The sequence below is a fragment of the Comamonas sp. HJ-2 genome (genome assembly GCF_053615495.1).
Map to the genome: position 1 here is coordinate 130,843 of NZ_JBSIFD010000013.1, position 22,729 is coordinate 153,571.

Annotated in this window: 18 protein-coding genes; 10 read left to right on the forward strand and 8 right to left on the reverse strand. The window is 61.5% G+C overall.

Going from position 1 to position 22,729, the window contains the following annotated elements; translation table 11 throughout:
• Positions 1 to 146 precede the first annotated feature (146 nt).
• Entirely contained in the window at positions 147 to 1,697 is a 1,551-nt protein-coding gene (locus ACWGXF_RS12610) for a methyl-accepting chemotaxis protein (protein WP_256630412.1), read from the forward strand.
• 389 nt (positions 1,698 to 2,086) lie between these two features.
• Here the strand turns inward: ACWGXF_RS12610 and ACWGXF_RS12615 are convergent, their stop codons facing one another.
• A complete protein-coding gene (locus ACWGXF_RS12615) occupies positions 2,087 to 3,184 on the reverse strand; it encodes an agmatine deiminase family protein (RefSeq protein ID WP_452101983.1) in 1,098 nt (365 codons plus the stop codon).
• A 6-nt stretch (positions 3,185 to 3,190) separates the two neighbouring features.
• Positions 3,191 to 4,180, reverse strand: coding sequence for an agmatine deiminase family protein (locus tag ACWGXF_RS12620; RefSeq protein WP_256630414.1), 990 nt, complete (start codon positions 4,178 to 4,180; stop codon positions 3,191 to 3,193).
• A 301-nt stretch (positions 4,181 to 4,481) separates the two neighbouring features.
• On the opposite strand from ACWGXF_RS12620, the gene ACWGXF_RS12625 reads away from it, so the two are divergent.
• Positions 4,482 to 5,378, forward strand: coding sequence for a LysR family transcriptional regulator (locus tag ACWGXF_RS12625; protein ID WP_087863395.1), 897 nt, complete (start codon positions 4,482 to 4,484; stop codon positions 5,376 to 5,378).
• A gap of 161 nt (positions 5,379 to 5,539) precedes the next feature.
• Here ACWGXF_RS12625 and ACWGXF_RS12630 read toward each other — a convergent pair whose 3' ends face one another.
• Positions 5,540 to 7,777: an AsmA family protein gene (locus tag ACWGXF_RS12630; protein WP_256630415.1), complete on the reverse strand. Its 2,238-nt coding sequence runs from the start codon at positions 7,775 to 7,777 to the stop codon at positions 5,540 to 5,542.
• Positions 7,778 to 8,027: 250 nt separating this feature from the next.
• Positions 8,028 to 8,978 (reverse strand): LysR family transcriptional regulator, encoded by a 951-nt coding sequence (locus ACWGXF_RS12635; RefSeq protein WP_256630416.1) that lies wholly within the window; start codon positions 8,976 to 8,978, stop codon positions 8,028 to 8,030.
• 113 nt (positions 8,979 to 9,091) lie between these two features.
• Between ACWGXF_RS12635 and ACWGXF_RS12640 the strand changes: the two genes are divergently transcribed.
• The 7 genes from ACWGXF_RS12640 (at position 9,092) to ACWGXF_RS12670 (ending at position 17,740) form a co-directional block, all read left to right on the forward strand.
• Positions 9,092 to 10,207 carry an aryl-sulfate sulfotransferase gene (locus ACWGXF_RS12640; protein ID WP_452101984.1) on the forward strand — a complete coding sequence of 372 codons (1,116 nt, stop codon included), beginning with the start codon at positions 9,092 to 9,094 and terminating at the stop codon, positions 10,205 to 10,207.
• Positions 10,208 to 10,236: 29 nt separating this feature from the next.
• Positions 10,237 to 11,232, forward strand: coding sequence for a Bug family tripartite tricarboxylate transporter substrate binding protein (locus ACWGXF_RS12645; RefSeq protein ID WP_256630417.1), 996 nt, complete (start codon positions 10,237 to 10,239; stop codon positions 11,230 to 11,232).
• An 85-nt stretch (positions 11,233 to 11,317) separates the two neighbouring features.
• Entirely contained in the window at positions 11,318 to 12,235 is a 918-nt protein-coding gene (locus ACWGXF_RS12650; protein WP_256630418.1) for a pseudouridine synthase, read from the forward strand.
• A gap of 85 nt (positions 12,236 to 12,320) precedes the next feature.
• Positions 12,321 to 12,869, forward strand: a complete 549-nt coding sequence (locus ACWGXF_RS12655) for a TetR/AcrR family transcriptional regulator (protein ID WP_054074182.1) — start codon at positions 12,321 to 12,323, stop codon at positions 12,867 to 12,869.
• Between the two features lie 5 nt (positions 12,870 to 12,874).
• Complete coding sequence (locus ACWGXF_RS12660) at positions 12,875 to 15,055, forward strand: MFS transporter (protein ID WP_256630419.1); 2,181 nt, start codon at positions 12,875 to 12,877, stop codon at positions 15,053 to 15,055.
• A 16-nt stretch (positions 15,056 to 15,071) separates the two neighbouring features.
• On the forward strand, positions 15,072 to 16,295 hold the full coding sequence (locus ACWGXF_RS12665) for an HlyD family secretion protein (protein ID WP_039048709.1): 1,224 nt from the start codon (positions 15,072 to 15,074) through the stop codon (positions 16,293 to 16,295).
• Positions 16,292 to 17,740, forward strand: coding sequence for an efflux transporter outer membrane subunit (locus ACWGXF_RS12670; RefSeq protein ID WP_256630420.1), 1,449 nt, complete (start codon positions 16,292 to 16,294; stop codon positions 17,738 to 17,740). Before ACWGXF_RS12665 ends, ACWGXF_RS12670 begins: the two co-directional genes overlap by 4 nt.
• A gap of 55 nt (positions 17,741 to 17,795) precedes the next feature.
• Here the strand turns inward: ACWGXF_RS12670 and ACWGXF_RS12675 are convergent, their stop codons facing one another.
• The 3 genes from ACWGXF_RS12675 to ACWGXF_RS12685 form a co-directional block, all read right to left on the reverse strand.
• Positions 17,796 to 18,500 (reverse strand): ribosomal protein L7/L12, encoded by a 705-nt coding sequence (locus tag ACWGXF_RS12675; RefSeq protein WP_256630421.1) that lies wholly within the window; start codon positions 18,498 to 18,500, stop codon positions 17,796 to 17,798.
• Positions 18,501 to 18,537: 37 nt separating this feature from the next.
• A complete protein-coding gene (locus ACWGXF_RS12680; protein WP_256630422.1) occupies positions 18,538 to 19,302 on the reverse strand; it encodes a YwqG family protein in 765 nt (254 codons plus the stop codon).
• A 126-nt stretch (positions 19,303 to 19,428) separates the two neighbouring features.
• Positions 19,429 to 20,211, reverse strand: a complete 783-nt coding sequence (locus ACWGXF_RS12685; protein ID WP_256630423.1) for a type 1 glutamine amidotransferase — start codon at positions 20,209 to 20,211, stop codon at positions 19,429 to 19,431.
• A 218-nt stretch (positions 20,212 to 20,429) separates the two neighbouring features.
• On the opposite strand from ACWGXF_RS12685, the gene ACWGXF_RS12690 reads away from it, so the two are divergent.
• Positions 20,430 to 22,343, forward strand: a complete 1,914-nt coding sequence (locus ACWGXF_RS12690; protein ID WP_012838282.1) for a potassium transporter Kup — start codon at positions 20,430 to 20,432, stop codon at positions 22,341 to 22,343.
• 51 nt (positions 22,344 to 22,394) lie between these two features.
• On the opposite strand, the gene ACWGXF_RS12695 is transcribed toward ACWGXF_RS12690, so the two are convergent.
• The gene (locus ACWGXF_RS12695) at positions 22,395 to 22,724 is read right to left on the reverse strand and encodes a carboxymuconolactone decarboxylase family protein (RefSeq protein WP_256630424.1); all 330 of its coding nucleotides are present in this window, start codon (positions 22,722 to 22,724) and stop codon (positions 22,395 to 22,397) included.
• Positions 22,725 to 22,729: the final 5 nt, after the last annotated feature.

Sequence of the window (22,729 nt, forward strand, 5' to 3'; positions counted from 1 at the left end):
TCCAGCGACGTAATCCCTTGATAATACTAATTACATTGTGTTGCTATTTGCGCTAGGCGAGCGACGCAGCAAGCGGTGGCCCCATTTCATGTATCGGAGTGGCCGCTTTGCCGGCTATTTACTTTTCTATGGAATGGATGAAAGCGATGAGATTGACCAAGCTGAACATTGGTGCCCGACTGGGCCTGGGGTTCGCAGTGGTGTTGGCATTTGCCGTGGTGATCACGGTTATCGGCATCTGGCAGCTGCACTCGGTGGGCAAGGCCACGCAGCAGATGATGCAGGAGCCGCTGACCAAGGAGCGCCTGATCAGCGACTGGAACAGCAATGTCAGCGTGGCGGTGGCTCGCACCACGGCCATCGCCAAGAGCAGCGACGCAAGTCTGGTGCAGTTTCTGGCGGCGGATGCGGCCGCCACTACCAAGAGCACAGCCAATGTGCTAAAGCAGATCGAGCCCCTGATCACCCAGCCTGCGGAACGCGAGATCCTGGACAAGATCATGCAGGTGCGCAAAACCTATATTGCAAGCCGCGACAAGGTCAGTCAGCTCAAGGCCGACGGCATGGCCGAAGAGGCTGAGTCCACGCTGATCAACAGCTATGTGCCGGCCGCCCAGGGCTATCTGAAGCTGCTCGGCGAGCTGCTGAACCTGCAGCGCGCCAGCCTCGACGCCAAGGCGGCAGAGGTGGAGCAGATCGAGAGCAGCAGCAGGACGTACTTCCTGGTTCTGGCCTTGCTGGCTCTGGCCATCGGCACCGTCAGCGCCTGGCGTCTGACGCAAGGCATCACCGCTCCGCTCAAGCATGCGGTCGGCGTGGCCCGCCGCGTGGCCGATGGTGATCTCACGGCCCGGATCCATGTGAGCAGCAGCGATGAAACCGGGCAGCTCATGCAGGCCTTGCACGATATGAATACCAGCCTGGATAGGCTGGTGGGGCAGGTGCGTCAAGGCACGGACAGCATTGCCACAGCGTCGGGCCAGATTGCGGCGGGCAACCATGATCTGTCTGCGCGCACGGAAGAGCAGGCCAGTTCCCTGCAGCAGACCGCTGCCTCCATGGAGCAGCTCACTTCCACGGTCAAGCAAAACGCCGATAACGCCAGTCAGGCCAATCAGCTGGCGCTGTCAGCCTCCGATGTGGCCGTCAAGGGCGGCATGGTGGTGTCGCAAGTGGTGGAGACCATGGGGGCCATCAGCCAGTCCTCGCGCAAGATTTCCGACATCATCGGCGTGATCGACAGCATTGCTTTCCAGACCAATATCCTGGCGCTGAACGCCGCCGTGGAAGCGGCCCGTGCCGGCGAACAAGGTCGCGGCTTTGCCGTCGTGGCATCGGAAGTGCGCTCTCTGGCCGGTCGCAGCGCTGAAGCGGCCAAGGAAATCAAGCAGCTGATTCAGGCCTCGGTCACCAAGGTGGAAGAGGGCAGCGCGCAGGTCAGCCAGGCCGGTCAGACCATGGATGAAATCGTCAGCAGCGTGCAGCGCGTGACGGACATCATGGGTGAGATTACAGCCGCCAGCCATGAGCAGACCAGCGGCATCGAGCAGATCAACCGCGCGGTGGCCGAGATGGATCTGGTGACCCAGCAGAATGCCGCTCTTGTGGAAGAGTCCACCGCTGCTGCGCAATCCATGCAGCAGCAGACCAGCGACCTGTCGCAGATGGTCAGCGTCTTCCGCCTCAAGAGCGCCTGATTCTGAAGAACGACCGGGACCGAGGCCTAAAGGTCTGTCCGCGGCAGTACAGGAGGCTGTATGCCTTCTGGCTGCCGCCCCATCCCTGGCATGTCGAATATGGCCGAAACACTCCGGCACCATCACGCCTGAAAGCAGGCATGAGTCTTTAGATATAGGCAGTCCAGCAGATTTCTGCTTGCGGTACTGGAGACAGCGAGACCTCCGAGAGGCCGGACAGCAAGACGAGCCAAAGCGGTCGGATAGCTTAACGGCAGCAATTGAGCAAAAAGGAGCCTTCTTACGACGGTGGATGCTGCGGCAGCAAACCGATTGCTGTCGTTCGAGATACTGCAGTTAATGTCAGCTTTTCCTGAAACCTCTCATCCTGGACAGGCCTATTGATCATTTCAGGCCGGCTGCTGCTGTGTGGTGCAATGGATACCGCCACCGCCAGCTGCGATTGCGTCAATGTTGAGTTGCACGATGTCGCGCCCGGGAAATTGCTCACGCAGGATCGCTTTCGTGTTGCGATCGGCTTGCGCATGACCAAACTCAGGGCATAGCACCGCGCCATTGCATACATAAAAGTTGATATAGCCTGCGGCAAAGTCCTTGTTCTCATACTGCGGTCGAACATGGTCAGGCCCTGGCATGGTCACGACCTTTAATGGAAGACCGCGCACATCCGTGGCCTTGCGCAGGATTTCGAGATGGCGCCTGGTGACCGTGTGCTCGGGCGAGGACGAATCGCTTTCATAGCCAGCCACCACCACACCGGGCGCGCAAAAGCGGGCATAAAAGTCGGTATGGCCATCGGTGATGTCTTGACCGGCAATACCGGGCAACCAGATGACTTTCTCGATGCCCAGCACTCGGCGCAGCTCTTTTTCACATTGCGCCTTGCCTACGCCAGGGTTGCGGTTGGCGTTGAGAACGCAGCTTTCCGTAATGATGGCCGTGCCGCGGCCATCGAATTCGATTCCGCCTCCTTCCAGCACGAGGGAGCTTTCCAGAACGGGGACGCCCGCGCGCCCTGCGACGAAGCCCGCCACCAGCGCATCGTCCTCGTAGTCCTGCTTTTCACCCCAACCATTGAAGTTGAAGTTCACACCGGCTAATGATCCGCCAGCCTTTTTCACGAAGACTGCCCCCGTGTCGCGCATCCAGAGGTCGTCTATGGGCTGCACCACCAGCTTGACCTTGTTGCCGCACAACCGCGCCGCTAGGTCGTAGTCTTCCTCGTTGACCAGCATGTGAACGGGTTCAACACTGGCAATCGCTTGTGCGATGCGTGCCAGGTTTGCCTGCGCGCCCGATTTCAGACGTTTGCCCCACACGTCGTCATTGGCGCCAAAGGCCATCCAGGTGGCAAAGTGGCGCTCCCCTTCGTCAGGCATGCGCCAGCTACCGGCCGCCAGAGCTGGCAATCCATGCATGCCAGAGGCTGTGCCCGCTGTCAGGCCAAGAGCTGCATTCAGGAAATGTCGTCGTTGCATATGGCTCACCCAGTCTTAGATGATTTCCTGTTGCGTGGTGCAATGGATGCCGCCGCCACCGGCAGCGATCGGGTCGATATTGATCTGGATCACCGCGCGTCCTGGGTACAGCTGTGCATATATTTCCTTGGCAATCGAATCAGCTTTCGCATCCCCGAATTCGGGCAAGAAAATGGCGCGGCTGCTTGCATAGTAGTTGATGTAGCCAGCGGCGAAAGTGTCCGGATTATTTCCCGGGCGAATCTGGCCGGGTCCATCAACAACGACGATTTTTAGCGGCTGATTGTCGGCATCGGTGGCACTTCGCAAGATATCCAGGTGTTGCCTGGTCAACGCATACTCATAGGAGTCAGGGTTCATGTCGCGGTGAGCAACCACCACGCCGGGACGTACAAAGCGAGCATAGAAGTCCGTGTGGGCATCAGTGATGTCCTTGTTCCTGATGCCGGGCAACCAGATGACCTTGCGAATACCCAGCAAACGGTGTAACTCTGTTTCGCAATCGGCCTTGCTCCAGCCAGGATTGCGATTGCTGTTCAGCACACAGCTTTCCGTGATGATGGCCGTGCCCTTTCCGTCAACCTCCAGTGCTCCGCCTTCAAGTACCAGACGTGTGGCAAGCAGCGGCAATTTCACATGGGCACTGACCACATCGGCGACCAGGCCGTCATGGTCAAACTGCTGCTTTTTCCCCCAGCCATTGAAATTGAACTTCACACAGGCCCGCTCGCCATTGGGCTTGCGTACAAAGACGGGGCCAGTGTCGCGCATCCACAGATCGTCAAGTTGGGCGGGAATCAGCGTGACACGCGGATCAAGCAACTGCCGCGCATTTTCGAGTTCACTCTGGCGAACCAGCATGTTGACGGGTTCGTAGGCTGCAATGGCGTTGGCGATGCGCGCCAGTGCCAGTTGAATCTGCGGTACTTGCGCACGTGTCCAGATGGCGGTCGAGGCGCCATACGCCATCCAAGTCGCCTTGTGTGCTTCAGCCTCGTCGGGCATATGCCACTCCTGGCCCTGATTGCTGGTGCTGCCGTTGTCCAAAGGCGGAGTGACCAGGTTGGTGTCTGGACCGCTATCACTGCCTCCGCCACACGCCGCTAGCAAACCCAACATTGCCATCGCGCTGCCACCCGACGCGCAACCACGCATGAAATATCGACGTGTACTCATCACTCATCCTTATCAATCAAAAGAATCAATTGGGGGGAATTTGCCCCGCATCGCAATGGACGGCATTGTGGATGGGGTGTCGCATGAGGAAAAATGATATGATTTTGTGGAACTTATTAAGTTTTCTCACATGTCAGAGCATCGCATTCCTTCTCTGAAGTTGTTGATGGGGTTTGAGGCTGCAGCCCGACATGGCAGTTTCTCGCGTGCGGCTGACGAACTGCATGTGACACAGTCGGCCATCAGCCATCAGGTGCAGCAGCTGGAAGAGCAGGTCATGCAGCCGTTGTTCCGCCGGGCAGGGCGGGGAGTGGAACTAACCGTCGCAGGTGAAGTGCTGCTGCGCAGCGTTCAACGTACACTGACCGTTTTGCGCAGTGGCCTTGGAAGAATCGCCACGTACCTGGATCCGGGATTGGTGGTGCTGGTATGCCCGGCACCCTTGCTACATGGCTGGTTGCAGCCAAGATTGCGAGAACTGCAAGCTCAACTGCCCGAGCTATGTCTGCTGCTGTCCGTGGATGAGAGTGCCCGTTTTGTCGACGAAATCGATGTTGATATCGCTATCGGCAACAGGCCTCTTTTGCAGCCTGGCTTGCAGGAAATACCACTATTGCACGATGAATGGGTACTCGTCGCGAACACCGATCTGGCACGGAAGTTAGCCATAGTGCCGCAGACACAGCATCATTTGCATGCGGATCTGATCTGTCTGGAAGAGAGTCTGACGAGTGACGTGACTGCTCCGCTGTTCCTGGGGCCGCTAGCACGCTTCAGGAAGCGAGCCATTTATGACGACGCTCGACTCATGATCGAGGCTGTTCTGGAAGGCGCCTGTATTGCTTGCCTGCCGCGTCTATTGGTAGACGCCAGCCTCGCACGCGGTCAACTGCAAATACTTTCGGAATATCCGCGCTTGCCTGGCGCTACCTGGTGGTTGTCGGGGATGGAGAAGCAGGCGCGTTCGGAAATTGTCCTGCAGGTATTCGACTGGTTACGTGCCCAGAGTGCTGAGCTTCATTCCTAGGCTTGGGGCATTCGAGATTTGATACATCCGATGATGTTCCACAATGAAGACCGCCACTGAGTCCAAGTGCGTTGATGACTGAATTTGCTCGTGCGCAGACAAGCAAATACCAATGAGCTCCGGCTCGAAGTCGAGAATCGGCGGCCTGCCCTTGCCTTCGTTTACTGACGGCGTACTTGAGTCAGCAACTGCTTGCAGTTCACATCGTCGTCAGCGGCAGGTACGGTCAGCGGTACCAAAGCCAGTGCCGCTGGTGCAAAAACGGCAGCAGCCACTGCAGCGCCGGCACGGGCTGCCAGGGGGCCTGGCTCCAGGCCCACATCGGGCTTGGCAAAGCTGCCGCGCACATAAAGTGGCGTGCGCAACGAAAAGAACTTCCACTTCAGCGATTCGGGGACGATGCGCAGATTGAGCTGTTCCTGCGCCAGATTGATCTCGCCCGTGGCCTCAACAACGGCTTCTGTGGTGGCCAGCTTGGCCATGCGTGGGCGGGCAATGCCTTGTTGCACATTGAAGTCGGCCACGGCACAGCGCAGCTGAACTTCCTTGTCACTGCCAAACAGCTTGGCGATGACGATGGAGCCTACGTTCAGCCCCGCGAGGTCCAGCAGTTGCGAGCTGAAAGTGCCGTCGCGTACAAACAGGCGTAGCGAGCCATTGCCCGTGCCCAGCCACTGTGCTAGCGACTCGCCCTGTCCGGTGAGCGCGACTGCGCCATCGAGCCGGCCCAGGCTTTTTTTCATCTTTTCAATCGTGGGAAACAGCGCGGAGAGCTTGAGCGACTGCACCTGTGCGTTGAGTTTGGCAGCAACGGGCTTGGCATGGCTGTCCACGCTGGCATCGATATTCAGCGTGCCTTCGGCGAGGCCGAACTTCAGTGGCGAGAGGGTGAGTCTGCCGTTGTCGAGCAGCGCATGCACGCTGAGGTTTTGCAGGGGCAGAGCTTCGGGCCGCAGAATATGGCTGCTTTCATAGCGCAGGTCGAGATCCATCTTGTCCCAGTTCTCGGTCTGGAACCGGACTTGTGGCAGTACCTTGCCGTTGACGGGTTGGGGCTTGTCGGGGCTGCCGGACGGGGCTGCGCCTATGACCGGTCCCAGATCCACCAGTCGCAGTTGTTTGGAGTGCAGCTGTGCCGTCAGCTTTGGCCGAGGCTGGGCGGAGCGGTATTGGAGATCGCCACGCAAATCGCTCTGACCCAGCTTGCCCTGAAACTTTTCGTACTGCCAGACGGCCTTGCCCGGCGCTAGGCTGCCGATCAGACGGCCGCTGGTCTCGAACGGCGGAGTGGCGGGCAGCAGCAGGCCGCTGAGCTCGAACAGGTCGGCCATGCTCTTGCCGCGTATCTGAACTTGAAAGTCCAGTCCGTCCAGTGTCTTGGGATTGTCGAGAATCCCCTCGGCAAACGCTTGCAGGCTGCCGGCCTTGGCCGATATGCGCAGCGGAAAGCGCAGCCTGTCCTGACGTAGATCCAGTACCGGTCCCGACAGACCCTGGGCCTGAATCTGCGCGCGGGTCTTGCCTTGATGCAGATAGCCGGCGAGGCCGAAGCGCACACCATAAGGTTGATCGGCGCTGACCGGTCTGCGCAGCGTGTCGAAACGGGCGCGTACGGCCATGTTCTTGACGGCGTCGGACCAGCCCAGAACGCCGTCGCTGATGCGCAGCTGGCCTATTTCAAAACTCCACTTCGGGCCGCTGCTTGCGGGCTTGTCAAATGTCCAGTTGTTCTCGCCCTTGTCGTTGCGGGCCAGCACCATATCCGGAGCCTGCAACAGCAAGGAGTCGAGTTGTACATGGCGCGCCAATAGTGGCCAAAGGCGCAGGCTGGCCGTGGCATTTGCTGCGGTGATCATGGTGCGAGCATCGCGCTCGGGCGGTTGCCGGCCGGCATCTGCTATGGCGTCGTCGTCATCTACGCTCGTCTTTTTCTCGTTCGCTACCTGGTCTTGCTCGGGCAGGCGACCGTTATTGAGCTCCTTGGGTGTCGCAGGCAATACCGGCTGTTTGTCATCAGCTTTTTCAGGTGCCTGCCGAACCAGCCAGCCCTGGGGCTGCGAAAGTGTCAGATCGCTGGCATGCAGCACCACTCCGGGCACCCAGTGGCGCCAGCCCGTATCGAGGGGCTGTGGCCAGGTCCATTGCAGCTGCAGGTCACCGTTGATGGCAAAGTCGCGGCCCGCGGAAGTGCTGACTTTTTCATTGATCCATGGCCTGAGCTTGTTCCAGTCCATGAAGGCAATCAGCAGTGCCGCTGCCAGAATCAAGGCCAGCAGCAGCGCCATCGCAATGGCCGCCCAGCGCAGCCAGTGGCGCGTCAGGCGCTGATGTGCAGGATTTGGTTCAGAGGCTGAAGTGCTGGCGTTATCGACCATGGCGGTTGCATCCTTTTGCCACATGCTATTACGCATAGAGGTACTGCCTCGTCATCCAATTGCCTGACGCATGCAGGTCCGCATGCTATGAGTTCAGAAGTTTCCACACCGGTCGAGGAAACGGTGCAGCAGCTCGAAGCCTCCTTGTGTTGTGGGCGCAATCGTCTGAAGCAATGGCTACAGCGCTTCAAGAAATGCAGCTCCACTCCGCAAGAGACTTCAGCATCGACTTTCTGGCGCTTGTGCTTCTCCAGCGCGCGTCGTACCAGTGCAGTCAAACGGCAAGATTGCCGATGGACCAGGAAACACCGGTATCGAAGTTCGCCTTCAGCTCGTCCGCTGCATGTTCCAGCTCGGTCAGAAACATTTCCATTGCGGCTGCCATCGCATAGCCGGTGCGCTGATAAGCGCAGCTGTGCAGCAGCGAACCGGCATCGTGCAACGCACGCCAGCTCAGACGCTCGGCTGCCATGTCTTCCGCCACATTGTCCGGCAGCATGAAGGCCAGTGCCTGGCCGCTTGCCACCAGGCGACGGGCCATAGGGATGCTGCTGGTCTCCACCAGCGGCTGGATCCGGCTCAGCGCACCGTCGCCCAGACGCTCGAGCATGCTGCGCAACTCCATGTCGGGATTCATCATGATCAGCGGATAGGCCAGGCAGTCACGCAGACGCAGCAGCCGCGGACGCATCCGCAGAGGGTGATCCGGAGCCATCACCACGCCCAGGGGCTGTGCCCAGGAGCGCATCTCCTCGACACCGGCAGGAGGTGTTCGGCGCAGGCAGTAGGCCACATCGATCTCGCCCTGAGCCACATGGCGCAGCAGCTCTTCACCGATTCCGGCGCGCACGCTGAAGGTGATATCGGGATAGCGTTGATGCATTGCCGCAATCACCTGAGGCACGAGGTATTCGGCCGTCGCGTGGGGAACACCCACGCTGACATGCCCATGTCGCAAGGCATTCAGATCTTCGACCTGGGCCAGGGCATTGTCAAAGTCTCGCTGACTGCGCCTGACTGCTGCCAGCACGATCTCGCCCGCCACGGTCAGCTGCATGCCTCTGGGCAACCGGTCGAACAGAGGCTGACCGACCTGCGCTTCGAGATTGAGAATCTGCTGGTTGACCGCTGCGGCGGTCAGGTGCAGCGTCACCGAGGCCTTTCGCACCGAGCCTCGGCGCGCCACCTCGTCAAAGCACCGAAAGGCTTGTGAAATCGCTGGCATGCGCTGAGTGTAAAGTTTTTTCTGACATCTCTTAAAAAACAATCAGCTATTCCTGACGCTGACGAACTCCTAGAGTGGCAGCCATCAATCCCTCAAGTCACAGAAAGAACCCCATGGCTACCACCGTTGACCAGGTCACCCAACGCCGACGCGGCACAGGTCTTATCGCTCATGACAGCGCTCTCAGCGCCGGCGGCTACACATTGATCGCCCCCCAGACGGCCGATGGACATGTCTACCTCATAAATATCCACGGTCAGGTGGCGCATGAGTGGAAGCTGCCCGTGCGCGCCGGTCGCCATGCCGTCATCCTGCCTAACGGCAATCTGGGCTACAACGGCAACCACCGTGAATCGCCTGATCTCTATGCGCCATGGTCCATGTGGCACGGCGGTGATTTCTACGAGGTCAGGCCCGACGGGGAGGTGGTCTGGCGCTATGAAGACCCGACACACCACCATGACGCACAGTGGCTGTCCAATGGTCATCTGCTCTATGCAGCCTGTGCCCCTGTTCCCCAGGGCTTTGCCGAACGGGTGCCCGGCGGCACCTCCCTTGGTGCTGATGAGCTGATGTATGGCGATGTGATCCGCGAGGTGGACCGCTCGGGCCGGCTGGTCTGGGAGTGGAAGGCCTGGGAGCATCTGGAGCCCGAGGACTTCCCCATTCACCCGGGCTTCGGCCGCTATCACTGGCCCCTGGTCAACGGACTCGGGCTGGCCGCCGATGGGACGGTGCTCATGAGTCTGCGCACGACCTCGGGAATCATTGGCGTGGACAAGTCCAGCGGCAAAGTGAAGCTGCATATCCCACCTTCGGTGGTCTCGCACCAGCATGCTCCGGTTCCGCTGGCAAACGGCCATGTCCTGACCTTTGACAACGGCAACTTCCGCCAGGGAGCCCATGTGGCTTTCTCGCGTGTGCTGGAGATAGATCCTGTTTCCCACGAGATCGCATGGAGCTACCAGGACGAGATGGTCAACGCCTTCTACACCGCCTTCATGGGCAGCGCGCAACGTTTGTGGAACGGCAACACGCACATCACGGAGTCCGCCACCGGACGATTGTTTGAGGTGACGCCGCAGGGCGAGCTGGTCTGGGAATTCATCCTGCCCTGGTTCGGCGAGTATCCCGATGCCGCTGCACGCCGCACAGGTCCGGGGCGCGTGAACACGGTGTTCCAGACATGGCGCTATCAGGCAGAGCAACTGCCCTGGCTGTCCCGCTGAGCCATTCCAGTCCCAGCAGAAAGATCATCATGCAAATACGACGCAGACAGTTTGCAGCCTGGGCGCTGGGCGCCCCGCTACTGCAGCAGCTATCACTGGCAAGTCAGGCGGCTGCCCAGCCCTGGCCTGCCCAGGCACTGACGGTGGTGGTTCCCTTCGCGCCCGGAGGCAGTGTGGATGTGGCCGCCAGGCTGGTCATGCCGCGTCTGGCAGAGCGCCTGGGCCAGCCCGTGATCATCGAGAACATGGTCGGGGCATCGGGGACCATTGCAACGCAGCGTGTCATCAAGGCCAGACCCGATGGCTATACCTTGCTCTTCGGAGTGGCCAGCTCGGTGCTGATCGCGCCCATGATCTCGCCGACCAAGTTTCGCTACGACGGTCTGCAGGAGCTGAAGCCCGTGGCACCTGTAGCCTCTTCGGTCTTTGTGCTGCTCGCACGCCCGGGACTAGCTGCGGGCAGTGCGGACGACTTCATTGAACTTGCGCGCCAGAAGCCGGGGCGACTGACCCTGGGCACCGATGGCATCGGAACCAGCCTGCACCTGACGGGGGAGCTGATTCAGCAGATGTCCGGTATCGATCTGGTACATGTTCCCTACAGGTCTGGTCCGCAGGTGCTGACCGAGCTGGCGGGTGGTCAGATCGACCTTGCCGTGCTGCCTGTTGCGCTGGCTCAACCGTTTGTGCTGGAGGGCAAGGTCAAGGCATTGGGCGTGACATCCCGCCAGCGTCTGATCACGCTGCCCCAGGCGCCAAGTCTTTCGGAGACGCCGGCCCTTCGCAATCTGGAAGTCGAGGCCTGGCAAGGCTTGCTGGCTCCCGCTCATACAGATGCCCGTATCGTGAAGCGTCTGGCCGATGAAGTCGCGATCCTGCAAGCGGACCCCGAGATGGTCAGAAAACTGACGGAAGCAGGTTTCAAGCCCATGCGCATGGGGCATCCTCAGTTCCTGGCCTATCTGGAGCAGGAGAAAAGAGTTCTGGAGAACACCATTCGCAAAGCCAATATCCGAACAGATTAGCCGGCGCGAAGTCGCATCACGGTCTGACCAGGGCCCATGCGGCCACGAAAGCCAGGAGCCGGGCCAGCCACTAAAATCCCGCGCCATGCATAACTCCCACGATCCCAAGGTTCTGCCGGTGCGCGATGGCGTCAGCCCTAGCTGTGTGGTCTTGCCCTCCCAGGGCGGGGGCCTGCTGATCGACTTTCTGTGCGAACGCTTGCCCGCTGTCGGGCGCGCAGACTGGCTGCGCCGCATGGCAACTGGTCAAGTGGTCAGCGAAGCGGGAGACAAGGCCGGTCCGAATGCTGCATTCATGCCGGGGCTGCGCTATTACTACTATCGCGAACTGGAGGCCGAGCCAGAGATTCCGTTCGCGGCTGAAGTCATCCATCGCGATGCGCATCTGCTCGTTGCGGACAAGCCGCATTTTCTGCCTGTGGTGCCAGCCGGCCACTATCTGCAGAACACGCTGCTGGTGCGGCTAAGGCGCGAGTTCGACCTGCCCGAGCTGTCGCCGATTCATCGCATCGATCGCGACACTGCGGGGCTGGTGGTGTTTTCGGTGCAGCGCGCCACACGCGGCATCTATCAAGGGCTGTTCAGGGACAGGGCCATTCACAAGGTCTACGAGGCCGTGGCGGCTTACCGCGCGGAGCTGAGCTTTCCGCGCGAGCACGCGAGCCGCATGGAGGAGAGTGGCCATTTCTTTCGCATGCATGAGGTGGCTGGCGAACCCAATAGCCGCACCCTGATGGAAATCATCGAGCACAACAGCGCCTGGGCGCGCTACCGGCTCATTCCGGTTTCGGGCAAGCGCCATCAGCTGCGTGTGCATATGGCGGCGCTGGGTCTGCCGCTCAGGGGCGATGCCTTCTATCCCGTGGTCAACGACCCGGAGCCGGGCGACTATTCCAGGCCCTTGCAGCTGTTGGCGCGCAGCCTGGCCTTCGATGATCCCCTGACTGGACAACGGCGCGAGTTCACCAGCCGGCGCAGCCTGCAGGCGCTGCCGCGCGACTGAGCGCAGTCCTGTCCGACCCTTGCCAGGTCAGGGGAAACGCCGAGTGCTGCAGTTTATCGGACAAAACTGTCCGATAATTGGCGCCATGTCTACCACCCGTCCTCCATCCGCCGAACGCCGCGCCCAGTTGTTGGACGCGGCCGATGCCGTGTTTGCCGAGCATGGCGTGACCGCACCCCTGGATCTCATCGTCGAGCGTGCCCAGGTGGGCCGTGCCACGCTGTATCGTCAGTTTCCGGACCGTCGCGCCATCATGCTGGCGCTGCTGGAGCGCTCGGTCGAGAAGACCCGCGCCGCCGCAGCCGCCTGGAAGGACGACGACCAGGCCTTCTTCAAGCTGCTGGCTCTGGTGGGCGAGCGCATTGCTGTGTCCGCCACGCTGGTGGACTATTGGCGTACGGTGGACCAGAGCGATGCAGAAGTCATTCATGCTCGCCAGCAGATGTGGCTGGTGTTCGAAGAGCCCATGAAGCGTGCGGTGGCCAAGGGCCTGTGCAAGCAGACCTTGAATGCCAAGGATCTGTCCCTGGTGTTCGGCATGCTGGGCGGTGCCCTGCGTGGTGAAACGCCCGCTCAACGCAAACAACTGGCGCGTCGTGCCTTGCAAATCATTCTGGACGGAATCAAGGCCTGAGGTTTATGAGTCAAGCTGCAGCACAAGCCACGGGGGCTCAAGCCAATCAAGAAGGCCCGAAACCTCCCAGCAGCCAGGCTTCAGCTTCTCCAGCCATTGCGCAGGGGCCCGTCATCCTGCTGCGCCGCCCGCCAGACTGGGCCGAGCATGAAAAGCCCGCGCTGCCCGGCTCGCCGGCCATGCCCCATCACGAGCCCTGGATCCGCGTCTGCTATGGGCTGATTGCGGTCCTGGTCGGGCTGACCGGCGGCCTGGGCAATGCCTTGTTCACCGCCAATTTGCCCACGATTCAGGGACAGATGGGGCTGACCTCGGTCGAGGCCGCCTGGCTGACGGGCGCCTACGTCATGTTCAATATGACGGCTAATCTGCTGGTCTATAAATTCCGCCAGCAGTTCGGCATGCGCCTGTTCACCGAGATCGGCCTGGGTTGCTACGCGACGCTCAGCGTGCTGCATCTGCTGCTGGGCAGCTACGACAGCCTGATTCTGCTGCGTGCGGCCAGCGGCCTTGCAGCGGCGACCTGCTCCTCGCTGAGCACGCTCTACATGCTGCAGTCGGCACCGCGCACCTATGTGCTCAAGATGCTGGTGATCGGCGTGGGCGTGGTCCAGCTGGCCACGCCGCTGGCCTGGATTCTGTCGCCGGGTCTGCTCTATAACAGCGAGTGGCACAACCTCTATCTGTTTGAAGCCGGTCTGGCGCTGATGTCCTTTGCCGCCGTGGTGCTGCTCAAGCTGCCCTCGGGCCTGTACATCAAGACCTTCGAGAAGCTGGACTTCGTCACCTTCTGCCTGATGGTTCCGGGTCTGGGCCTGTTGATTGCGGTGCTGGTCCAGGGCTACTCGCGCTGGTGGTTCGATACGCCGGGGCTGGCCTGGATGCTGGTGGCGGCGATCGCGCTGCTCAGCGTCGCGCTTTACATCGAACACCATCGTGCCAACCCCATGTTCCACACGCGCTGGTTCGCGCAGATGCCGACGATCCGTTTCGTGATCGGAGCCATCTTGCTGCGCTTTCTTACGGCCGAGCAAAGTTACGGCGTGGTGGGGTTGATGCGCACGTTGGGCATGACATCCGACCAGATGCAGCCGCTATTCATGGTGATTCTGCTGGGGACGCTTATAGGCATTGCGTTGTCTGCTATTACTTTTGGTGTTCCCAATATGGGCAAGCAGATCGTGGTGGCGATTGCGCTGTTTGCCGTGGCAGCGTTTCTCGATCACCACCGCAGCAGCGTGGACCGTCCTTCGGACTTTTTCTTCAGCCAGTTTCTGCTGGCGGTGGGCTCGGGCGTCTTCATGGGCCCGCTGATGCTGACCGGCATCATCCAGGGACTGAAGTTCGGCGCCAACCACATGCTCACCGCCGTGGTCACGATTTCCATGACGCAGGCCATGGGCGGCTTGCTGGGTTCGGCCTTGCTGAGCACTTACCAGACCTACCGCGAGCAGATCTACTCCGTGGCCCTGGTGGCGCAGATGGACCCGACCGACCCCGTGGTGGCCGAGCGGCTCAAGATACAGAACCAGATCTACGGCAAGGTGACGCCCGATCCTGCCATGCGCGCCAACCAGGGAACGCTGCAGCTGTCGCAGATCGTGCGGCGCGAAGCCAATGTCAGGGCCTATAACGATGTGTTTGCGCTGACGGCCGCCATCGCCTTGCTGTATCTGCTCTGGAGCCTGGGAGCCTCGGCGCGCGTGCGCCAGGCTGCCGCCATGGTGCGCGCCATGACAAGGCAAAGCGGCAACCAGGTGGCGGCAGCCGCCGGGACCGACGGTACGCCCCAGCGCGCACCTTCGGTGGCGCCGGTTGTAGAGCCTGAGGCAGCGAACGCCCATGAGCCCGATGTATCGCAGCGTGTCACGGTGGTGGTGCAGCCCACGGCCACCGATGCCTATGGCGATGTGGAAGAGGGCGCTCGGACCGAGTCCGCCAGTCCGGCGCGCACCGTGGTGATCGAAGGCGTGGAGGCCAGGCGCCTGGCTGCCGCGGCGCAGGCTGCCGAGACTCGCGAGCAGGCCGTGCTGGCCAGCCGCGATCCCCTGCAGGACAACGCCCAGGCGCTCGAACTCGAGGCCGAACTGGAGCAGGAAATCGACAAAAACGCCCGCAGCAGCCCTGCGGCCGGTGATGGCGGCCGGGATGGCTCCGGTCACCAGACAAGGAACTCAAACCGATAACAGCAAGAGATTGAGCATGAGCGACAGTCAACAACCCCATTCCCCCGCAGCCTCTGCGGCGACAGCTGCCCCTTCACCCGCTGCAGCATTGCCTCCCACGCCGAAGAAGATCAAGCCTTCTTTGCGCAGCGTGCTCATCATGCTGGTCGTGGCCCTTGCAGGCATGCTGCTCGTGTTGCGGGCCTGGAATCTGTGGCCTTTCAACAGCTCTGTGGTGACCACGGACAATGCCTATGTGCGTGGTGCCGTCACCGTGCTGGCTCCGCAGGTCAATGGCTATGTGACCGAGGTGCTGGTCAAGGATTACGAGCAGGTCAAGGCCGGCCAGGCGCTGGTGCGCATCGATAGCCGCAGCTATGAAGCGGCCGTCGCTCAGGCCCAGGCGCAACTGGCCAATGCCCAGGCGCAGCTGAGCAATTCCGAACAGACACAGGCCCAGAACCGTGCCACGCTGAGTGCCAGCCGCGCCGGTCTGGCTGCCGTGGAGGCGGAGGCCCAGCGCTCGCAGGCGGAGCTCAAGCGTGTGCAGGAGCTGGCCGAGCGAGGCTCCGTGTCTCTGAACGAACGCGACAAGGTGCGCGCCACCTCGCGCCTGGCCGCGACCAACGTGGCCAAGGCCCAGGCCGACATCGCGATCAATCAGGAAAAGATCAAGGCCACGATCGTGGGCCGTGACTCTCTCAAGGCCCAGGTGCAGATGGCCGAGGCGCTGCTGCGCCAGGCACAGATCAATCTGGACAACACCGTGGTCCATGCGCCCAGCGATGGACAGGTCAGCGAGGTATCGGTGCGCAAGGGCCAGTACGTGGCGGCCGGTACGCAGCTCATGTATGTGGTGCCGCCCACTTACTGGGTGGTGGCCAATTACAAGGAAACCCAGACCGCCCGTGTGCAGATCGGCCAGGTCGTGAGCTTCAGCGTGGATGCGCTGGGCGGCTTGCGCCTCAAGGGCCATGTGCTGGAGATTGCGCCGGCCACGGGTTCGGAGTTCAGCGTACTCAAGGCCGACAACGCCACGGGTAATTTCACCAAGGTCGTACAGCGTTTGCCCATCAAGATTGCCATCGACGAGGGCCAGGCCGATGCGGCGCGGCTGCGCCCTGGGATGTCGGTCATCGTGCGCCTCGATACTGCACAAAAAGTAGAGCATTCAGCGCAGACCCATCAAGCGATTGAGGCCAATTCGGCTCAAAAATCTCAAGCGCCCGCAGTTTCCGCATCCGAACAGGCCAAGCCATGAAGAACGCCTTCCATACCGTGCGTGTCTTGCCCTTGGCGCTTGCATTGCTGATGGCTGGCTGCAGCGTGCCCAGTCTGACCCGGGCCCCGGACAGCGCCCGGCCTGCGGTGCCGGCCAGCTGGAGCGCGGAACGGGCCGCAGATGGTGCCAGCGCAGTCCAGACCGGTTGGTGGCAGGCCTTTGGTGATGCACAGCTGAGTCGCTGGGTGGAGCTCGCGCTTGCGCGCAACAACGATGTACTCACCGCCCTGGCCCGGGTGGAGGAGGCTCGTGCGAATCTCGATGTGACGGGCTCGGCAGCTGCGCCTCAGCTGTCACTCAGCGCACCGGGCTCGGCCAACCGCAGCCTGAGCGCACGAACCGGCCAGATGGTGCATGTGCGTTCGGCTCAGCCCGTGCTGCAAGCGAGCTGGGAGCTGGATCTCTGGGATCGCCTGGGCAGTCTGAGCCGGGCCGCCGATCAGCGCCTGCAGGCCAGCCAGGCGGATCGCGACGCGATGCGTCTGACGGTGGCCGCGACCGTGGCGCAGGCCTATATCGCTCTGCGCTCGCTGCAGGCCCAGCTGGCCGTGGCCGAGGACACGGTGAAGTCGCGCGAGGACGCGGTGCGTCTGCTCACCGACCAGGTGCGTGTGGGCTATATCTCGCAGCTGCAGCAAAGCCAGGCGCTGGCCGAGCTGGAAAGCGTGCGGCAATCGGTGCAGCAGCTGTCTCTGGCGCTGCAGCGCCAGCGCATTGCACTGATGCAGCTGGCGGGCGGAAGCGGTGATGACCAGGCACAGGCCCTGGCCCGTTCCAGCTTGAGCGTCCATGCCGGACTCGAGTCCATGAGCCTGCCCGCCATGCCTGCACCTGGCTTGCCGTCGGGCTTGCTGGAGCGCCGCCCCGACATTGCACGCGCCCAGCTGCTGCTGGCGGCCAGCGACAGCAATCTTGCTGCACAGCGCGCGGCCTTTTTGCCGCAGGTGAGCCTGAGTGCGAACTTCGGCAGCCTGTTCATCAACGCGCTGGATTACAACCCGGCCCGGGTCTGGTCTCTGGGCGGCAGCATTCTGGCGCCGCTGTTCAATGGCGGTCGCCTGCAGGGCCAGTTCGATGCGGCATCTGCGCAGCGCGATCAGGCTGCCTACGCCTATCGCGGTGTGGTCATCAAGGCCTTTGGCGACGTGGAAACAGCTCTGGTCAGTTCCCAGCAGTTGCAAGCCCAGTGGGAGCATGCCAAGGAACGCGAAAAAGTGCTGGGTCGTACGCTGGGCTTTGCCAAGGATCGCTATGAGGCCGGCTATGCCAGCTATCTGGAGGAGCTGGATGCCCAACGCAATCTGTTTGCCGTGCAGCAGGAAGTGCTGCGCCTGCGCCAGAGCCAGCTCGAAAACGCCGTGGCGCTGTACCAGGCGCTGGGTGGCGGCTGGCAACTGGCGGATACGACCGCCCCGCAATCTTGAGTTCGAGTCGAAAGCTCCTGAAAAGTGAGCTTTCTTCGCTTGTCTGTTATGGGTTTTAGGGTATCTTGAAGTAGTGCCAAAGGCCGGCAGCAGCCAGTGCCAGTACCAGCAGCCACAGATACCGGCCTTGTCCTTTGGGGACTTCGCCGGGCGCGGTTGCCGTGGCCCGAGAGTCGGTTTGCGCGCTGGCCCGCACCGATTGCCGTTGCAGGATCTGCCAGTCCAGCGCAATGCCATCCATGGCCGCATCGATATGGTCCTTGGCCTGGGCCAGACCCAGGCCCGTGGCCTCGCGCAGCAGCTTGATGGCTTCGATCTTGTTGCCGCGTGCCATGGCGTCTTCCACCTCGGCCCTGGTCTCTGCAGGCACTGCGTTTGCGCCGGACAGCAACGCCTCTATGGCCTCTGCATGATCGCCGCTCACGGTGACGCTGGTGGTGGTCTTGCCATTGACGGTCGTGGTGGTGGTCTTGATGGAAGAGAAGGAGCTGCCGGATGCGATGTCGTCCCGATTCAGCTGGTCCAGCAGCAACGTGGCATCTTTCATGCCCAGTTTTTCCAGCTGCTCGCGCAACTGCTGTATTGCCTGCGTCTGCTCTGCAGCGCCATGCTGGACAAAGTCCGGCTCGTCGCTGGCTTCCAGCAGGTCCTTGGCCTCCTTCAGACCCAGCCCGCCTTGTTCGCGCAGTTGTTTGATGGCTTCGATCTTGTGACCGTTTTGCCAGTGCTTGAGGATCTCTTGTGGAATCTGTGTAGGCATGGGCTGCTCTTCAAGGTTGTGGCTGTTGAACCCGGCATCAGCCGCAGTCCACCTGCAGGTGGCTGAAGTCCCTGGCGTGCAGCTTGGCATCCTCGATAAAGGCCATGAGCCGTGCGCCGTCCTGCCAGCACCAGTGGAATTCCTCGTGCGACTGCAGCGTCAGCAGCGAGCGCCAGTGCGAGCTGCCAGGGTGTTCCTCGGCGTCGGGCGTGGGGTCGTAGCCAAGGCTGTCCCAGGAGGGGCGGCCCAGCAGATAGTCGCGAGGCAGATCGCCGCTTTCCTCAAGCCCATGGAGCCAGTCCTGGAGTTCATTGAACTCCACGGGCCAGTCCTTGCACAGCTCCTCGTGGCGAGGAAGGTCGATGCCGTTCTCAAACTGCAGCGCACGGCTGTCCGTGACCCACTGGTGGGGAGCCTGGATTTCATGCATGCCGCTGATGTCCGGCCAGTAGAACGCCTTGAGATAGTCCTGGTCGCGCCAGAAGATGGCGTCGTCCTCGTCAAAGCCGTGGAACAGCGACAGCAGGCCGCTGGCCGGCAGCTCTGCAGGGCGACCGGGTCCGCCGGGGAGCTCGGCAAAGTTGATCTGTCCGACAAACAGGTAGTGGCCGTCCGGATGCTCGGGCCAGACAAAGCCCGCTGGCACCATGGGCTGGCCGCCAAAGCGGCTTTGCAAGGGCTCGCCCATGGTGGGGCCCAGGCGAATGGCGACGGCGGGCTGGGCCAGATTCAGGAAGTAGTGCTTGTGCGCCTTCAACAGCGGCGAGGCATCCAGGTGTTTTTCAAGCGTTGTGAAGTCCATGAAGCTTGGGGCAGTGAGTTTGCAGGCCATTCTGGCCCAGACGGCGGCCCTGCCTTGCCAGAGACTGTCCGCTAGATGCAACAAAACGTCTGTTCGTTGCATTGCTGGAGGCTGACGCTTGCGAATTCATCGCTGCATGTGCAAGTACTCATTGGATTTGAGGCGAAATCGGCTCACAGTTTCCGAAAGGCTGTTGCACGAAACCGAAACCGGCCTGTCCAGCTGATCGGTCCATGCCTTGTAGGTGCGCAGTGCCATGGCATGCAACTGGCCTATGTGTTGCGGCAGTCGGGCCAGGATCTGGGCCTCGCTCTGAACGGCCGGGCCCCGGGCCTGCAGCAGCTCATCGTGGCCCTCGCCGCACCATTGACGCACGCTGTCTGCGGTCACTTCCAGATGGCCTTGAAACGCCCATTGCCGGCCGTGGACAAAGCCCTTGTTCAGGCAATGCTGGCCGTACATGGTGCGCCTGGCGGCCGTCGGAATGTCGAAAGTGTCGTAGTGCCAGTTGAAGATGGTGGCTTGCGCGGGCAGGTTCATCAGTTGCTGAGCGCAGGGGGTGATGCGGACTTCGCTCCAGCCGATATTCGCGCAGGGGTTGCGCCAGACGCCTGCGCCCATGGCGCGGGCCAGCATCTGCGCGCCAAAGCAGTGGCCCAGCACGGGGATGTCGTACTGCAGGGCACTTTGCAGCAGGCAGCGCTCTTCATCGATCCAGAGCAACTGCTCGTTGGCGCAATGGTTGCTGCCCAGCACGATGATGCCGCGATAGTCGCGCGCATTGGCCGGGGCCGCGCCTTCGGCACAGGGATCTATCAGCACATGGGCAATGTCTTGCTGGCGCAGATGGTCGAGCAGGATGCCAGGGCCTTGCGATGCTTCATGCTGGAGGATGGCGACAGGCTTCATGGGAGGCGGGCTTGAAGGGCAAGCCGGTTGTTGCGAAGCCTTGAATCTAGAAAATCAGGCGTCAAGCCCTGGTATGGATTGTGGCTGCTGCTATCAAGATTGCATAAAGAAAGACAGCTCGGTCCGGCGTCATCCAGGCTTTCCAATTTCCGTCAGCGTGCCATACTGGGCTGCCGCCGCCCGACTGCGGCGGCCTCTATCACTGCAAAAGCATGGCTATGTCACAAAGCAAACACGGGCTTCAGGGGGCTGGGAATACGGGGCAGGGCAGCAGCCAGTCGGCACTGACATTGGCGGCTCTGGGGGTGGTGTTTGGCGATATCGGTACCAGCCCGCTCTATGCGTTCAAGGAGGCTTTTACCGGCGCCCATGGACTGACGGTGGGTCCCGATAATGTGCTGGCTGCGCTCTCGGCCCTGCTGTGGGCCGTGATCGTCATCGTCGCCATCAAATATGTGTGGGTGGTGCTCAGCCACGATAACGATGGCGAGGGCGGCGTGCTGGCGCTGACGGCGCTGGCCCACCGCGTGATGGGCGATCAGTCGCGCCGCTCGCGCTTTGTGGTCGGGGCCGGCGTGTTTGCGGCCGCACTGTTTTATGGGGACGCCATCATCACGCCGGCGATTTCCGTGCTCTCTGCCGTGGAGGGTATGAGCATTGCCACGCCGGAGTTCGAGCATTTCATCGTACCTATCACGATAGGCATACTGATCGGACTGTTTTCCATTCAGATGAAGGGCACCAGTGTGGTGGGGAAGCTGTTCGGCCCGGTCACCATTGTCTGGTTCCTCTGCATTGCCTGGGCGGGCGTGGCCAGCATTGTGCAGACGCCCATGGTGCTGCAGGCCGTCAACCCGCTGCATGCGCTTCGCTTCGCCGTGCAACACACGGACAAGGCCTTCTTTCTGCTATCGGCAGTGTTTCTTGCGATGACAGGTGCCGAAGCTCTTTATGCCGATATGGGCCACTTCGGCAGCCGGGCCGTGCGTCTGGGCTGGTATGGACTGGTGTTTCCGGCTCTGATGCTCAATTACTTCGGCCAGGGCGCCTTGCTGTTGCGCGATGCGACTGCGGCCAGCAATCCCTTTTTCTTGCTGGCCTCGCCGTCCTGGCTGCTGATTTTTGTGGTGTTGGCCACGGCCGCCACGGTGATTGCCTCTCAGGCGACCATCTCGGGGGCCTATTCCATGACGCTGCAGGCCAGCCGCCTCGGTTATCTGCCGCGTGTGCGCGTGCTGCATACCTCCGATCAGGAGCAGGGCCAGATCTATATCCCTAGCGTGAACTGGCTGATGCTGCTGGCCGTGATCGCGCTGGTGCTGGCCTTCAAGTCCTCGGGAGCGCTGGCGGCGGCCTATGGCATTGCCGTGTCGGGCACCATGCTGATCACCACCATGCTGGTGGGCTTTGTGGTCTATCTGGGGCGCAGCCGAGCAAGAGCCGTGACACTGGCGGCGCTGGCCTGTTTTGCGGTGCTGGAGATAGGCTTTTTTGCCTCCAACCTGACCAAGCTGGAGCAGGGCGGCTGGCTGCCGCTGACTCTGGGCGCCATCATCTTCATCGCGCTGACCACATGGCGCGACGGTACCCAACTGGTGGCCGAACATCGCCGTCGCCTCGATATCCCCATGAGCGATCTGATGAGCTCGCCCATGAGCGGCGTGCCGGTGGTGTCCGGCACGGCCGTCTATCTGACCTCCGACCCCAAGCTTGTGCCGAATGCGCTATTTCACAATCTCAAGCATTTCAAGGTCATGCATGAGCAGACGGTGTTTCTCCACGTGATCAACGAGAACACGCCCTATGTGCATGATGGCGAGCGCCTGCAGCTGAAGCCCATGTGCAATGGGGTCTGGGCACTGGACATGCATTTCGGCTTTCGCGAGCAGCCTGATATTCCGGCGGCGCTCCAGCGGATTGCGCCGGACGTCGATGGCGAGATACCGAACCTCGACCCGATGACGACCAGCTTTTTCGTGGCCAGGGTGCAGGTGGTGGACGGGCCAGGCGGTCTCTCGGCCTGGCGCTGCGCGCTGTTTGGCTGGATGTCTCGCCAGTCGGCCAGCGCGGCGACTTATTACAAGCTGCCTGCCAATCAGGTAGTGGAGCTGGGCACGCAGGTCGTGCTTTGAATGACAGAGATGGCAAGCCAGCGAAGCGCTGGCTGCTATCTTTTTAGAACGTTACTCGTCCAAAGCGTCCAGAGCGCGAGCCGAGTAGACCATGGCGGCGCCCGCATTCAAGGCCACGGCCACACCCAGGGCTTCGGCGATTTCTTCCCGGCTGGCACCAGCTGCCTTGGCTGCCTTGGTATGCACGGCAATGCAGCCGTCGCAACGCGTGGTCACGCCCACGGCAATGGCAATCAGCTCGCGCGTCTTGGCATCGAGATGGCCGGTCTTCTTGCCTGCACCGGACAAGGCCTTGTAGCCCTCCATGGTGCCTGGGCTCAACTCGGAAAACTCTCCCAGCCTGCCCGCCAATTCCTTGCGGTATTCGTTCCAGTCCAGCATTGCCT

Bases quoted from the DNA above. Each gene is read 5' to 3' on its own strand.
- ACWGXF_RS12610 (WP_256630412.1), top strand. From the start codon at position 147: ATGAGATTGACCAAGCTGAACATTGGTGCCCGACTGGGCCTGGGGTTC.
- ACWGXF_RS12620 (WP_256630414.1), bottom strand. From the start codon at position 4,180: ATGCCCGACGAGGCTGAAGCACACAAGGCGACTTGGATGGCGTATGGC.
- ACWGXF_RS12625 (WP_087863395.1), top strand. From the start codon at position 4,482: ATGTCAGAGCATCGCATTCCTTCTCTGAAGTTGTTGATGGGGTTTGAG.
- ACWGXF_RS12630 (WP_256630415.1), bottom strand. From the start codon at position 7,777: ATGTGGCAAAAGGATGCAACCGCCATGGTCGATAACGCCAGCACTTCA.
- ACWGXF_RS12635 (WP_256630416.1), bottom strand. From the start codon at position 8,978: ATGCCAGCGATTTCACAAGCCTTTCGGTGCTTTGACGAGGTGGCGCGC.
- ACWGXF_RS12640 (WP_452101984.1), top strand. From the start codon at position 9,092: ATGGCTACCACCGTTGACCAGGTCACCCAACGCCGACGCGGCACAGGT.
- ACWGXF_RS12645 (WP_256630417.1), top strand. From the start codon at position 10,237: ATGCAAATACGACGCAGACAGTTTGCAGCCTGGGCGCTGGGCGCCCCG.
- ACWGXF_RS12650 (WP_256630418.1), top strand. From the start codon at position 11,318: ATGCATAACTCCCACGATCCCAAGGTTCTGCCGGTGCGCGATGGCGTC.
- ACWGXF_RS12655 (WP_054074182.1), top strand. From the start codon at position 12,321: ATGTCTACCACCCGTCCTCCATCCGCCGAACGCCGCGCCCAGTTGTTG.
- ACWGXF_RS12660 (WP_256630419.1), top strand. From the start codon at position 12,875: ATGAGTCAAGCTGCAGCACAAGCCACGGGGGCTCAAGCCAATCAAGAA.
- ACWGXF_RS12665 (WP_039048709.1), top strand. From the start codon at position 15,072: ATGAGCGACAGTCAACAACCCCATTCCCCCGCAGCCTCTGCGGCGACA.
- ACWGXF_RS12670 (WP_256630420.1), top strand. From the start codon at position 16,292: ATGAAGAACGCCTTCCATACCGTGCGTGTCTTGCCCTTGGCGCTTGCA.
- ACWGXF_RS12675 (WP_256630421.1), bottom strand. From the start codon at position 18,500: ATGCCTACACAGATTCCACAAGAGATCCTCAAGCACTGGCAAAACGGT.
- ACWGXF_RS12680 (WP_256630422.1), bottom strand. From the start codon at position 19,302: ATGGACTTCACAACGCTTGAAAAACACCTGGATGCCTCGCCGCTGTTG.
- ACWGXF_RS12685 (WP_256630423.1), bottom strand. From the start codon at position 20,211: ATGAAGCCTGTCGCCATCCTCCAGCATGAAGCATCGCAAGGCCCTGGC.
- ACWGXF_RS12690 (WP_012838282.1), top strand. From the start codon at position 20,430: ATGTCACAAAGCAAACACGGGCTTCAGGGGGCTGGGAATACGGGGCAG.
- ACWGXF_RS12695 (WP_256630424.1), bottom strand. From the start codon at position 22,724: ATGCTGGACTGGAACGAATACCGCAAGGAATTGGCGGGCAGGCTGGGA.